We start from the raw sequence: 12,577 nt of genomic DNA, 5'->3' as shown, positions 1-12,577 counted from the left end.
CGGCGTTTGTTGTTGAAAAGGGCTATTGCGCTAAGGCGCCAGCCGGGTGAACACATAATCGTGGTTCTTCACCAGCGCCTGATGGCAGGCAAAGCACGTCTCATGCTGCGCCTGGTCCACCGGCTTGCCATTGATGAACCGTCCAAAGCCCCAGCCTCCGGTCGCTGCGTATTTCTTCGAGTCCTTGACCATGAACTGCACGGTGGTCGCCGCGCCGGGAATCGACGCGGTCTTGAACTCGGGCGATTGCACGTGCTTCCAGGCCAGTTTCGCCAGCACGGTGCCGTCGGGGAAGGGCAGCGTGCCGTCGCGGTACGCCTTGAGCGCCACTTTATTGCCCAGCACCACTCGCAGTTCATTCAGCGGGTCGGCTTCCTGGGCCGGCGCGATCAGCTCCCATTGACGGTAGCCGTCGGGAATGGTCACGCCGTAGATCGGCGAAGGCTCGCTGGTGGCCGGGCCGCCAAAGGCGAACCCGGTAGCGGTGGCCACCACGGCAGCTGTTGCAGCGACGAGTGCAGCAAGATGCAGGCGCTTCATCACAGGTGGTCCGCATCGATCACAGCCTTGGCAAAGGCTTGCGGTGCTTCCTGCGGCAGGTTGTGGCCGATGCCGCCGCTGATCAGGCGGTATTCGTACTTGCCGGTAAAGCGTTTGGCATAGTCCTCTGCGGCCGGGTGCGGCGCGCCGTTGGCGTCGCCTTCCATGGTGATGGTGGGCACGTTGATGGACGGGGCGGTGGCGAGTTTCTGCTCCAGCGCAGCGTATTTTTTCTCTCCCTGCACCAGCCCCAGGCGCCAGCGGTAGTTGAAGATCGATACGGCGACGTGGTCGGGGTTGTCCAGGCCTTTGGCGCTGCGGTCGAAGGTGGCGTCGTCGAATGCCCATTTTGGCGAGGCGATCTGCCAGATCAACTTGGCGAAGTCGTGGGTGTTTTTCGCATAGCCGGCGACGCCGCGATCGGTGGCGAAGTAGAACTGGTACCACCATTGCAACTCGGCCTTGGGCGGCAATGGGTTCTTGCCCGCGGCCTGGTTGCCGATCAGGTAGCCGCTGACCGATACCAGCGCCTTGACCCGCTCAGGCCACAACGCCGAGACGATGTCGGCGGTGCGCGCCCCCCAGTCATAGCCGCCGAGCACGGCCTGCTTGATCTTCAGCGCGTCCATGAAGTCGATCAGGTCGACGGCGAGGGCGGCCGGCTGGCCGTTGCGCAGGGTCTTTGCCGACAGGAAATGGGTATCGCCATAGCCGCGGGCGTAAGGCACCAGCACCCGGTAGCCCTGGGCGGCCAGCAGCGGCGCTACCTCGGAGTAGCTGTCAATGTCGTAGGGCCAGCCATGCAGCAGGATCACCACCGGGCCATCGGCCGGGCCGACTTCGGCGTAGGCCACATCCAGCAAGCCGGCTTTCACATGCTTCAACGGGCCGAGCGCGCTGTGGGCAGTTGCGCTGGCAGCCGCCGGTGCTTGCGCGTCCTGTGCACTGGCGACGCCGAGGGCACCGAGCTGCAACAGCGCAAAGGCCAGCAGCGACGCGCCCATCAGGCGGCGGGGTGGGGTGTTCAACTGTGTGTGCATGGTGAGTCTCCGGCGGCGGGTGGTGTGCCTGGCTCACAGTTGAACGTAGTTGTGTATCCCGTCTGTTTCGAGAAAACCCGTGGGTTAAAGGTTTTGTATCGCAGCGGTGTTTGGACACACTGCGATACAAAGGTCAGAGGGCCCGCCGGGCCACATACACCTGGCTCGGCGCCTGACCGGGTACATCGTCCAGCTCATCGATGTACTGCATGCCGATTTTCTCCAGCACCTTGATCGATGCTATATGCGCCGGACGCACCACGCCGTACACCTGCGGCTGGTCCAGCTCGACAAACGCAAACTGCAACGCCGCCCTGGCAATCTCGGTTGCAAAGCCCTGGCCCCAGGCGCTGACCGCAAAGCGGTAGCCCAGGTTGATCCGCTCAACGTCGTTGTAGGGGTACAAGGTGATGCCACCAAAGCCGATCACGCAGCCCGGCGCCTCTTGTGTAGTAATCGCCCATTGGCCAAAACCATGTTCTGCCCAGTGCAGCAGCCAGCGAGCCAGGGCGGCCTCGGCTTGGCCCAGATCGGTAAAGGGGCCTGCCGGGTTGTAGCGGTTGGTCTCGGGATCGCCATAAATGGCAAATACACTGGCCACATCGTCGGCCGCTGCGGGCCTGAGAATCAGGCGTTCGGTGGTTATCGGGTGGGTATTCATGGGTGGACTCTGATCCTTGGAGCGAGCGAGAAGGTGTTCACCTATATTTATCCTGCTTTCGGCGCTCTAGCACGCTTGATTCAGTTGTTAGGGCTACTGGCAGGATGCCACAATGGCACTTTGTCGCGGCAGTAAGATCAGGCGGACCAAATGAATGGCCTTGGGCGTGGGCAGGACCAGGATTGCTTCATCGAGGAGCAGGTACGAACAGATCGATTGCACCAGCTGTTTCGCCAGTCATTCTCTGCAGTGTTCGGCAGTTATATGGCGGCCGCCATGCTGTGCTGGCTGTGCTGGGAACGTTTTGATCACAGGGTAATGCTGGTCTGGCTGGTGGTATTGGCGGGGACGTCGTTGCTGCGGGTGTGGATGTTCATGGACTGGTTTTGCTGCCCCAACAGTGAACGCACCCCCGCGCGCTGGGAGCGGCGCTACTGGGTAACGCTGATGTTGTCGGCCGGGGTCTGGGGCATCGGCGCATTCGCCCTGATGCCCACCGACGACCGCCTGTCCCAGGCCCTGGTGATGTTGTTCACCGTGGGCATGTCGGTCAGCGCAGTCTCGTGTTATTCAGCCTATCGCTACATGACCCTGGTCTCCATGGGCCTGGTACTGCTGCCGTGCACCCTGTGGCTGCTGTTTCAACCGTCGTCGATGCAAGTCGGCATGGCCCTGGCGGTGCTGGTGTTCTCTTCGTTTGTCGGTGGCGCCACGCGCAAGCTGTCGGATGCCCTGGAAAAAGCCTTTCGCCTGACCCGGCAAATGGAACGTGCCCACAACATCTCCACCCGCGCCGCACAAACCGACGAACTCACCGGCCTGATGAACCGCCGGGCGTTTTTCGAGCATGCGCAGTTGCTCTACGAACAATGCCGGCATAACCAGCAGCCGTTGTGCGCGCTGATGATGGACATGGACCACTTCAAGGACATCAATGACACCTACGGCCACCAGGCCGGGGACCAGGTGCTGCGCCAGATCGGCGGGGTGATCAGCGCGTCGTTTCGCCAGGCCGATGTGTATGGGCGGCTGGGGGGCGAGGAGTTTGCGGTACTGCTGCCGGATACGTCGCTGGAGACCGGGCGGGACATCGCCGAGCAGTTGATCAAGGCCATTGCCGGGCTGACCAGCGAGCCGGTCCAGGGGTTGACCGCCAGCCTCGGCGTAGCCTGGGCCCGCGCGGTGGACCAGGACCTGCACGGCCTGATGAACACCGCAGACAAGGCGCTGTACCGCGCCAAGGCCCTGGGGCGTAACCAGGTGGCCGTCGCGGAATAGGCCTCAGCCCTTGAGCAGCGCCTTGGCCAGCACCTGCGAGACCTGGTCGGCCGAGTAGGGCTTGGGCAGGAACGCCAGGCCTTCATAGCCGCTTTCCGCCAGTTCCTCGCTGTAGCCCGAGGTCAGCACCACCGGCAGGCCGGGCCGGCGCCGTCGCAGTTCCCGGGCCAGGGCCACGCCGGTGATGCCGGGCATCACCACATCGGAAAATACCGCATCGAACCCCAACGCGTCTGCGCCGGCCAGTTCCAGCGCCTGTTCGGCATTGGTTGCCCAGGTGGTCTGGTAGCCCAGGTCCTGGAGGATCTGATTGGCAAAGCGGCCCACTTCCAGGTTGTCTTCCACCACCAGGATATGGCGCTGGGCGCATTCGGTGATCAGCCCGCAGGTGTGCGGTGTGTCACGTTGGAAGCTCTCTTCAGGTACTACTTGCGGCAAGTACAGGGTAAACACGGTGCCCTGGCCGACCTGGCTGGCCACATCGACGTTGCCGCCCGATTGCTTGGCGAAGCCGAACACCTGGGACAGTCCCAGGCCGGTGCCCTTGCCGACTTCCTTGGTGGTGAAGAAGGGTTCGAAGATGCGCTCGAACGTCTCCCCGGGAATCCCGCTGCCGGTGTCGGTGAGTGAAATGGCGATGAACGCCTGGCGTGAACCGGCGTCACCACGGATGCTCGGCAGTGCTCGGTCGGCGTCCAGTCGCAGGGTCAGGCTGCCCTGGCCGTTCATCGCGTCCCGGGCGTTGAGGGCGATGTTGATCAGGGCGGTTTCAAACTGGCTGGAGTCGGCGCGGATGTAGCACGGCTGCCCGGGCAGTTCGACGTGCACATGAATTCGCGCGCCAGTCACCGTCTCGAGCATCTCGCCGATGTTTTTCACCCGCAGGCCCGCATCGAACACTTCCGGGTTCAGCGGCTGGCGCCGGGCAAATGCGAGTAACTGGCTGGTCAATTTGCCGGCCCGGTCCACGGTGTCGGTGACAGCGCTCATGTAGCGCTGGCGACGCTCTTCGGACAGGCTCGGCATCCGCAGGAAGTCGACGGATGAGCGAATGATGGTCAGCAGGTTGTTGAAGTCGTGGGCCACGCCACCGGTCAACTGGCCGATGGCTTCGAGCTTTTGCGATTGACGCAAGGCGGCTTCGGCCTGGGTCAGCAGGGTGGTCCTTTCGTTGACGCGCTGCTCCAGGCTTGCATTCAGCTCGGCCAGGCGCTGGGACAAAACCACGGTTGCGGTGGTTTCGGTCACGGTGTCGAGCATGCCGACCACCTTGCCCTGTACGTCGCGGATCGGGCTGTAGCAGAAGGTGAAGTACGCCTGCTCCGGCGCGCCGCCGCGTTCGATCGTCAGCGGGAAGTTTTCGATAAAGGTGGCTTCACCTGCGAAGGCGGCATCCGCGATCGGACTGATCTCGGGCCAGGCTTCCTGCCAGATCTCGTTGAATGGCCGCCCGAGGGCATCAGGCTTGTCGCCGAGAATCGGGATAAACCCGTCGTTGTAAAGCGTGATTAGCGCAGGCCCCCAGACGATCGCCTGGGGGAAACTGGAGGCAAGGCACAGGGCGACGGTGGTCTTCAGTACGTCCGGCCAGTGTTCCAAAGGCCCCAATGGCGTATTGGCCCAGTTGTGATGCCGGACCCGTTCGGCCATTTCGCCGCCGCCTTGCAGCCAGTTTGTCATTCGGTGAACGCCTTCTTGCCACGGTTCGCTGAGGTAGGGATGCCAAGCTACAGACATCCCGGGACTCAGCCAGTTCAGCGGGATTATCCACTAGATGGCACTTTAGTGTCTCGGCCGGATAATGCTTCGCTGAGCTCCCTTCAGGCCACCGTAATCGTTACCGCGATATTGCCGCGGGTGGCCTTGGAATACGGGCACGTCTGGTGGGCACGGTCCACCAGTGCCTGCGCCGCCGAGTGTTCGATACCCGGCAGGCTGACCCGCAGGCGCGCTTGCAGGTAATAGCCTTCTTCCGGGCTGTTCACCAGGTCCACTTCGGCACTCACCGCCGTGTCGGCTGGCAGGCGGATGTGAAGGGTTTGTGCGGCTTTGCCCATTGCGCCGATAAAGCAGGCGGACCAGCCGGCACCAAACAGTTGCTCGGGGTTGGTGCCGGGCGCCTTGGAGCCGGGCGGCGACAGCTTGATGTCCAGGTGCAGGTCATCGCTGTGGGACGCGCCTTCACGCCCGCCGGTGGTGTGGGTTCTGCCGGTGTAGAGCACGGTGCTGTTCTGGGACATGACGGTTTCCTCGCAAGTGGCCCGGGGTGGGCCGGTGTGCACAGGAAACCGCGCCGGCGTATCCGCAATGTGTCATCGCCGGGGGCCTGCACCTCGCAGTGTGTCGCCTCGCCGGGAAGATACGTTGGGATACAAACCGTTATTGCTGCTGCACGCCAAACAACCCGGTCCAGTAGATGCCGGCATCACTTTTCGGGTCCATGGCGTAGGCGGCGCCCATTTCGCGGAACTGCGGGTTCATCAGGTTGGCACAGTGCCCGGGGCTGGCCAGCCAGCCGTCGACCACCTTGCGTGGGGTGTCCATGCCGGCGGCGATGTTCTCGCCGATCTGCTGGCCGATGTAGCCTGCCAGTTCAGCCCGGTCACCCGGGGTGCGGCCATCGTGGTCCAGGTGATCGAAGAAGTTGCCGTTGGCCATGTTGCGCGCGTGGCCGGCGGCGGCGTTGGCGAGTGCTTCGTTCCAGCTCAGGGGCGTGGTGGCGGCAAAGGCCTGGGCGCCACATTGGCGTGGTTGCTGGCGGGCGGTGTTGATCAGGTCGAGCACCTTCTTGCCTTCGGTCTGGGTCTCGCCCAGGCCGCTGGTCAGCAGCGGGCGGGCCAGCACGATGCGCCAGTCCTGGCCGCTGTTGCTCACGCCGATATCAATGAACTGCGGGTCGAGCACCACCCGGCAAAAACTTTCGCGCACGGCTTTCATCGCGGCTTCGGCGTTCCTGGGCCCGGACAGGCTGATGGCCTGGACGTTGACCATCGGGTACGCCGCCCGCGCCAGCGCCTGCTGCAAGTCGCCGACACTGTTGACCGGCAACACCAGCCGCGTGTCGCTGGCCAGCGGTGGCAATTCCTGGGAGCCCTGGTTGCCGCAGCGCTGGACCTGGCTGCGGTATTGATTGATCGAGTCGACCAACAGGCTTTCTTCACCCGCCTGCGCCTGGGCGGTAAACACCAGACTGGCGGCCAGCGTCGTAAGACCCATCATCAATGACAGAACGCGCATGGACGTTTCCCTTGAGCTTGAAAGTGCCCATGATGCGCGATGAAGGGGCATCCATGCACCCGTTGGTCCGAACTTTTTGCCTCAGTTCTTGAATGCCGAGTGTTTACGGCCCTGATCGCACAAGGCGAACACCACCACCAGCAGGGACGAGATCGCGAGGATTATCACAACGCCATCAGTGGAGTGAGTGGCCGACGCCGCCACCATCGACAACGCCCCTAATGGCGCCAGGCCACCTGCGATCGCGGTGCCGATTTCCCGCCCGGTGCCAAAGCCCGAGGAGCGGGTCTGGGTCGGGAACTGGCGGCTCAGGAACGAACCCTGCGGCGCAAACATCATCGGCGCGAGGATGCCGGTGCCCACGCCAATGGCGACGTAGATCATCAGGCTTTCACCGGTATTGAGCAGCGCAAGGAACGGGTACGCAAACAGCAGCGACAGCAGGCCGCCGAGCATCAGCACGGTCTTGCTGCTCCACTTGTCGCACAACCAGCCGAAGCATGGCACGGCGACGATGGCGATCAGGCTGGCAATGGTCACCGACAGCGACGTGACGTGCACATCGACACCCTTGAACTGGGTGAGGTAAGCCAGGGAAAAGGTCTTGAAGATGTAGCTCAACGCGTTGTAGCCAATCGCCACGAAGAACACCACGGCCAGGCCCTTGAGGTCGTTCTTGAACAGCGCCTTGAGCGGCGACGCCTTGGCCTTTGCGGTTTCCTTGCTCAGTTCCTTGAATTCCGGGGTTTCCGGGATGCTGTTGCGCACCCACAGGCCCACACCCACCAGCGCGATGCTGCAAATGAACGGAATCCGCCAGCCGCCGGCCAGCAGGAATTCATTGCCGTTGATGGTCAGCAGGTACACGGTCAGCGAAGACAGCAGCAAGCCCAGGTTCAGCCCGAGCGCCGGCCATGCACCCTGGCTGCCGCGCTTGCCTTCTGAGGCGTGCTCGTAGGAGGTAACCGCCGCGCCGGACAGTTCGGCACCGGCCCCCAGGCCCTGGATGATGCGGATAAACACCAGCACGATCGGCGCCCAGATGCCGATGGAGGCGTAGCTGGGGATCAGCCCGATCAACGTGGTGCACACGCCCATCATGCAGAAGGTCAGCACCAGCACTTGTTTACGCCCGAACTTGTCGCCCAGGTAGCCAAACAGAATGCCGCCGAACGGGCGCGCGATGAAGCCGATGGCAAAGGTGGAAAACGCCATCAGCGTAGCGGCTTTCGGGTCGCTGTTATCGAAGAAAATCTTCGAGAACACAATCGCCGCCATGGTGGCGTACAGGTAAAAGTCATACCACTCCAGCATCGAACCGAAGATCGTCGCGGCCGCGACTTTGCGCAGGCGTTTCCTGGTTTGCTCGGGGGTTTCAACGTCCGGGGTGCGGGCTGTAGCCGTCATTCTGTACTTCCTTATGAGTCATTATATTTATTGTCAAAGTGAGGCGTGGTGCGGTGCGTCAGTGGGGCTTGAACATGCGGTCGGCGATCATTGCGCCGATAGGAATCGCGGAGGTGGCAGCGGGTGAGGGCGCATTGCACACGTGGAGCATTCGCGGGGTCTGGGCGAACAGGAAGTCGTGCACCAGGGTGCCGTCGCGCATCACGGCCTGGGCGCGGATGCCGGCTTCATAAGGCAGCAGGTCTTCGATGTTGAGCGATGGGCAGTACTTGCGGCACTGCTCCAGGTAGCCGGACTTGAACAGCGAGTTCTTCATCTCGACGCTGCCCGAACCGAGGTTCTGCCAGATGGTTTTCCAGAAGCCCGGGAAGCTCGCGTACTGCGCCACGTCGCGCCAGTTCACCGAGAATTTGCGGTAGTTCTCGCGACCCAGGCCGAGTACGGCATTCGGGCCAACGGTGACGCTGCCGTCGATCATGCGGGTCAGGTGCACGCCGAGGAAGGGCAGCTCCGGGTCGGGAATCGGGTAGATCAGGTGGTTGACGATGGTGTTCTTCGATTCCGGCAAGCGGAAGTATTCGCCACGGAACGGGATGATCTGGTGGTCGATCTTGACGCCGGCCATCACGGCCAGGCGGTCCGATTGCAAACCTGCACACACCACCAGATGCCTGGCCTGCCAGCTTTCGCCCCGGGTGCTGACGGTGACTTTGTCGGTGTCCTCGACGATCGCAGTGACGGTGCGTTCCAGGCAAATTTCCCCGCCGGCGCGACGAATCACCCGGGCCATGGTTTCGCAGACTTCGCGGTAATCGACAATGCCGGTGGCGTCGAGAAACAGCCCGCCCAGCCCGACGATGTTCGGTTCGCGCTGGCGCAACTGGTCGGCGTCCAGGCGTTCGACTTTCATGCCGTTGAGCTGCGAGCGGGCGTACAGCGCTTCCATCCGTTGTACTTCCAGATCAGTCGAAGCCACCAGCAACTTGCCGCACACCTCGAACTTGATCCCGTGCTCGGTGCAAAACTGCTTCGTGGCTTCGGCGCCACGTTTGCACAAGTCGGCCTTGAGGCTGCCCGGCGCGTAGTAGATGCCGGCATGGATCACGCCGCTGTTATGGCCGGTCTGGTGTTTGGCCAACAGGCTTTCCTTCTCCAGGATCACCAGCGAGGCGTTGGGCTGGCGCTTGAGCAACTCCATCGCGGTGGCCAAACCGACGATGCCGCCGCCGATGATGCAAAAGTCGTAAATCATTGTTTTGGGTACCTACGCATTTCAGTCTGCTTATCAGGTTGTCAGACTAATGGTTTTGTTAAAAAAACAGCGCGCCATCGGCACGCTTTAAACGGGTTCGGATCGGTCAATTGATAGCGGGCAGTTCCAGATGCAGGCGCCTTGCTGCGGCGCGCAAGTGAGCCTCGGCACAGGCGGCAGCACCTTGGGCATCACCGTCGACGATGGCCTGGTAGAGCGCGGTGTGTTCCTGGGTGGCATCGGCCGAGCCGCTGACAAAGCGGGTGGCGGAGTTTTCCCAGGCGGTCTTGCGGGCGCTGGCCAGTTGGCTTCTGAGGAAGTCATGGAAGGCCACGAAATAGTCGTTCTTGCTGGCCTCGGCGATGGCGCGGTGGAATTCCACATCGGCCAGGGCGGCGGCGTCGAAGTCGGCGCGTTTGTCGTGCATTTCCTGCAGGGCGGTCTTCATGCGCTGCAGGTCGGCGGCGTCGCGGCGTTGGGCGGCAATCGAGGCGGCCTGGGTTTCGATCCACAGGCGCACTTCGAACATTTGCGCCAGGTCCGGGCGGCGACCGTTTTTTTCCGGGAAGCGGAACACGGTGCCGGCCGGGGTTTGCGAGATAAATGAGCCCAGGCCACGCCGCGCAGTCAGTACGCCATCGGCCTTGAGCTGGGCAATCGCTTCGCGCACCACCGAACGGCTGACATTGAGTTGTTCAGCCAGTTGCTGTTCGGTGGGCAGGCGCGCTTCGGGCGCCAGTTGGCCGGAGTCGATTTCTGCACGAATGGCGGTGACAACGCGCATAACGAGCGAATCAGGGCGCTGGAGCTCAAGCATGGGAAAACCTTGGTAATCAGGTTGTCAGACAATAGTCGTTACGATTTTACCTTGTCAAGACAGCTGTGGTGCCGAGGCGAGTGCGCAGGGCCAGGAAAAGACCTACACCAATCAGTGCCAACGCCACACCGAACGTGGCTTGCATCCCACTTCCCACATCGCCGGGAGTGGCCGTGACGAGGTCACCTGAAACCTGCGAAAACACTGCGCCCAAGGCCGAAGCCCCGGCGATCAGGCCCAGATTGCGCGACAGATTTAGCAAGCCGGCGACCACGCCACGGCGGTCTGCCAGTACGTCGCTCATCACGGCGGTGTTGTTGGCGGCTTGAAACTGGGCGTAGCCGAGGGTGAGGATGATCAGCGGGGCGATATACCCGGCAACTCCAAGGTTCAGCGGCGCCAGGGAGAGCAGCAGGCAGCCCGCCAGCATCGCCAGCAGCCCGGCGATGGTCATCGGGCCGCTGCCGAAACGGTCGGTCAAACGTCCCGCAGGGATGCCCGTCAATGCCGAAACGCAGGGCCCGACTGCCATTGTCAGGCCCATCCAGGCGGGGTCGAGGCCTGCACCGTGGGTCAGGTAGAAGGGCCCGACCACCAAGGTCGCCATCATCACCGCCGATACCAGCGCGCTCATGGCCAGGCCAGCGCATAGCGTTGAATCCCGTAGTGTCGACAAGAAACTGGACCCGGATTGCGCGGGCTGTTGCCCATGGCGGTCGACACGCAGATAACGCCGGGCGAGGGCAAATGTCAGCAAACCCAGCGGCACGGTGATGAAAAACAGCGCGCGCCAGCCAAACTCCGCGATCAACACCCCGCCAAGGCTTGGCCCAAGCGCGGTACCCATGGCGGACATCGTGCCCAGCAACCCCATGGCGCGGCCGGTGCGTTCCTTGGCCACGGTCTCGCCCACCAGCGCCATGGTCATCGCCATCATGATCGCCGCGCCCACGCCTTGCAGGGCGCGGGCCGCAATCAACAGCCCGAGGGACGGGGCCATGCCGCACAGGGCCGAGGCAACGGTGAAAAGCAACAATCCGGCCCAGAGCAGGCGGCTGCGGCCCATCAGGTCACCCAGTCGCCCGACGCTGACGATCACCGCAGTAATCGCCAGCAAGTAGGCGAGCACCACCCACTGCGCCGCCTGGAACGATGCATCAAACGCCTGCACCAGGCTCGGCAGGCCGACGTTGGCGATGCTGGTGCCCAAGGACGCCAGCAACATTGACAGTGACAGGGCGACGAGAGCGCCACGGGGTGCAGGTGATTTCATCAAGAGGCTCCTGGGTTTGACCGCTGTCAGAAATCTACGCCGTCACCTAACATGGCGGAAGGCGCAGCATTTGCACTTTATACGTGCGCCAAACGCCCTATGAGGTTTGCCGTGTCGACACCTGATTTTAATCTGCTGGTCACCCTGGATGTGTTGCTCGCCGAAGGCAGCGTCGCCCGTGCCGCTCAACGCTTGCGCCTGAGCCCGTCGGCGATGAGCCGGGCGCTGGCGCGACTGCGGGAAACCACCGGCGATCCGTTATTGGTCCGTGCCGGCCGCGGCCTGGTACCCACGCCGCGCGCTTTGGCGTTGCGCGAACAGGTCAGCCAGTTGGTGCAGGACGCCGAAGCGGTGTTGCGACCCGCTGCGACGCTGGATTTGAGCCAGCTGGTACGCACCTTCACCTTGCGCACCAGCGACGGATTTGTTGAAAACTTCGGCCCGGCGCTGTTGACGCGGGTCGCCCGGGAAGCGCCTGGCGTGCGGTTGCGCTTCGTGCACAAGCCGGACAAAGGCAGCACGCCGCTGCGCGATGGCAGTGTCGACCTGGAAACCGGCGTGGTCGACAGCAGCGCCAGCCCCGAGGTGCTGACCCAGGCGCTGTTCCGCGACCGGTTTATCGGCGTGGTGCGCAAGGGCCATTCGCTCAGCCAGGGCGAAGTCACACCGCAGCGCTTCGCCGAAGGCCAGCACATCTACGTGTCCCGGCGCGGCCGTGATCAGGGCCAGATCCATCAAGCCCTTGAAGCGCTCGGGCTGACCCGGGACGTGGTGACCATCGTCGCCGGCTTCTCGACCGCCCTGGCCCTGGCCCGCAGCACCGACCTGATCGCCAGCGTGCCGGAGCGGCATACCGCCAACCTGCACAGTGACCTCTACCGCTTTGCGCTGCCCTTCGTGTTCCCGGACTTCACCGTATCGATGCTCTGGCACCCGCGCCTGGACGCCGACCTGGCCCATCGCTGGCTGCGCGGTTGCCTGCGGGAGGTATGTGCGCAATGAGCCGAGCANNNCCCTTGTGGCGAGGGAGCTTGCTCCCGCTGGGCTGCGAAGCAGCCCCAAAACCTGCATC

Annotated in this window: 12 protein-coding genes; 2 read left to right on the top strand and 10 right to left on the bottom strand. The window is 63.2% G+C overall.

Going from position 1 to position 12,577, the window contains the following annotated elements; genetic code table 11:
- Window positions 1–30: 30 nt before the first annotated feature.
- From JV201_RS15495 to JV201_RS15485, 3 genes are all read right to left on the bottom strand, one after another.
- Complete coding sequence (locus JV201_RS15495) at window positions 31–540, bottom strand: cytochrome P460 family protein (RefSeq protein WP_003215197.1); 510 nt, start codon at window positions 538–540, stop codon at window positions 31–33.
- The gene (locus JV201_RS15490; protein ID WP_219405679.1) at window positions 540–1,580 is read right to left on the bottom strand and encodes an alpha/beta fold hydrolase; all 1,041 of its coding nucleotides are present in this window, start codon (window positions 1,578–1,580) and stop codon (window positions 540–542) included. Before JV201_RS15490 ends, JV201_RS15495 begins: the two co-directional genes overlap by 1 nt.
- 133 nt (window positions 1,581–1,713) lie before the next feature.
- Window positions 1,714–2,241, bottom strand: coding sequence for a GNAT family N-acetyltransferase (locus JV201_RS15485; RefSeq protein ID WP_219405678.1), 528 nt, complete (start codon window positions 2,239–2,241; stop codon window positions 1,714–1,716).
- A 150-nt stretch (window positions 2,242–2,391) separates the two neighbouring features.
- Between JV201_RS15485 and JV201_RS15480 the strand changes: the two genes are divergently transcribed.
- The gene (locus JV201_RS15480; protein WP_219405677.1) at window positions 2,392–3,519 is read left to right on the top strand and encodes a sensor domain-containing diguanylate cyclase; all 1,128 of its coding nucleotides are present in this window, start codon (window positions 2,392–2,394) and stop codon (window positions 3,517–3,519) included.
- A 3-nt stretch (window positions 3,520–3,522) separates the two neighbouring features.
- Here the strand turns inward: JV201_RS15480 and JV201_RS15475 are convergent, their stop codons facing one another.
- The 7 genes from JV201_RS15475 to JV201_RS15445 all read right to left on the bottom strand — a co-directional run bounded on the left by JV201_RS15475 (window position 3,523) and on the right by JV201_RS15445 (window position 11,505).
- Entirely contained in the window at window positions 3,523–5,199 is a 1,677-nt protein-coding gene (locus JV201_RS15475; RefSeq protein ID WP_219405676.1) for an ATP-binding protein, read from the bottom strand.
- 140 nt (window positions 5,200–5,339) lie between these two features.
- Window positions 5,340–5,759 carry an organic hydroperoxide resistance protein gene (locus JV201_RS15470; protein WP_177029155.1) on the bottom strand — a complete coding sequence of 140 codons (420 nt, stop codon included), beginning with the start codon at window positions 5,757–5,759 and terminating at the stop codon, window positions 5,340–5,342.
- Between the two features lie 139 nt (window positions 5,760–5,898).
- A complete protein-coding gene (locus tag JV201_RS15465) occupies window positions 5,899–6,756 on the bottom strand; it encodes a CAP domain-containing protein (RefSeq protein WP_003215212.1) in 858 nt (285 codons plus the stop codon).
- Window positions 6,757–6,837: 81 nt separating this feature from the next.
- Complete coding sequence (locus tag JV201_RS15460; protein ID WP_008436370.1) at window positions 6,838–8,163, bottom strand: MFS transporter; 1,326 nt, start codon at window positions 8,161–8,163, stop codon at window positions 6,838–6,840.
- 58 nt (window positions 8,164–8,221) lie between these two features.
- Window positions 8,222–9,415: an L-2-hydroxyglutarate oxidase gene (lhgO, locus tag JV201_RS15455; RefSeq protein ID WP_087695067.1), complete on the bottom strand. Its 1,194-nt coding sequence runs from the start codon at window positions 9,413–9,415 to the stop codon at window positions 8,222–8,224.
- A gap of 106 nt (window positions 9,416–9,521) precedes the next feature.
- On the bottom strand, window positions 9,522–10,232 hold the full coding sequence (locus JV201_RS15450) for a FadR/GntR family transcriptional regulator (RefSeq protein ID WP_219405675.1): 711 nt from the start codon (window positions 10,230–10,232) through the stop codon (window positions 9,522–9,524).
- 46 nt (window positions 10,233–10,278) lie between these two features.
- A complete protein-coding gene (locus JV201_RS15445; RefSeq protein ID WP_219405674.1) occupies window positions 10,279–11,505 on the bottom strand; it encodes an MFS transporter in 1,227 nt (408 codons plus the stop codon).
- A 111-nt stretch (window positions 11,506–11,616) separates the two neighbouring features.
- Here JV201_RS15445 and JV201_RS15440 point away from each other — a divergent pair, with 111 nt between their 5' ends.
- Window positions 11,617–12,507: a LysR family transcriptional regulator gene (locus JV201_RS15440; RefSeq protein WP_219405673.1), complete on the top strand. Its 891-nt coding sequence runs from the start codon at window positions 11,617–11,619 to the stop codon at window positions 12,505–12,507.
- Window positions 12,508–12,577 lie beyond the last annotated feature (70 nt).

This window comes from Pseudomonas sp. Colony2 (assembly GCF_019382755.1).
Classification (GTDB): domain Bacteria; phylum Pseudomonadota; class Gammaproteobacteria; order Pseudomonadales; family Pseudomonadaceae; genus Aquipseudomonas.
This window is presented reverse-complemented; position numbering and strand designations above follow the sequence as displayed.

Coding starts and splice junctions, on each gene's coding strand:
- JV201_RS15470 (WP_177029155.1), bottom strand. CDS start 5,759: ATGTCCCAGAACAGCACCGTGCTCTACACCGGCAGAACCCACACCACC.
- lhgO (WP_087695067.1), bottom strand. CDS start 9,415: ATGATTTACGACTTTTGCATCATCGGCGGCGGCATCGTCGGTTTGGCC.
- JV201_RS15485 (WP_219405678.1), bottom strand. CDS start 2,241: ATGAATACCCACCCGATAACCACCGAACGCCTGATTCTCAGGCCCGCA.
- JV201_RS15495 (WP_003215197.1), bottom strand. CDS start 540: ATGAAGCGCCTGCATCTTGCTGCACTCGTCGCTGCAACAGCTGCCGTG.
- JV201_RS15490 (WP_219405679.1), bottom strand. CDS start 1,580: ATGCACACACAGTTGAACACCCCACCCCGCCGCCTGATGGGCGCGTCG.
- JV201_RS15445 (WP_219405674.1), bottom strand. CDS start 11,505: ATGAAATCACCTGCACCCCGTGGCGCTCTCGTCGCCCTGTCACTGTCA.
- JV201_RS15480 (WP_219405677.1), top strand. CDS start 2,392: ATGAATGGCCTTGGGCGTGGGCAGGACCAGGATTGCTTCATCGAGGAG.
- JV201_RS15460 (WP_008436370.1), bottom strand. CDS start 8,163: ATGACGGCTACAGCCCGCACCCCGGACGTTGAAACCCCCGAGCAAACC.
- JV201_RS15475 (WP_219405676.1), bottom strand. CDS start 5,199: ATGACAAACTGGCTGCAAGGCGGCGGCGAAATGGCCGAACGGGTCCGG.
- JV201_RS15465 (WP_003215212.1), bottom strand. CDS start 6,756: ATGCGCGTTCTGTCATTGATGATGGGTCTTACGACGCTGGCCGCCAGT.
- JV201_RS15450 (WP_219405675.1), bottom strand. CDS start 10,232: ATGCTTGAGCTCCAGCGCCCTGATTCGCTCGTTATGCGCGTTGTCACC.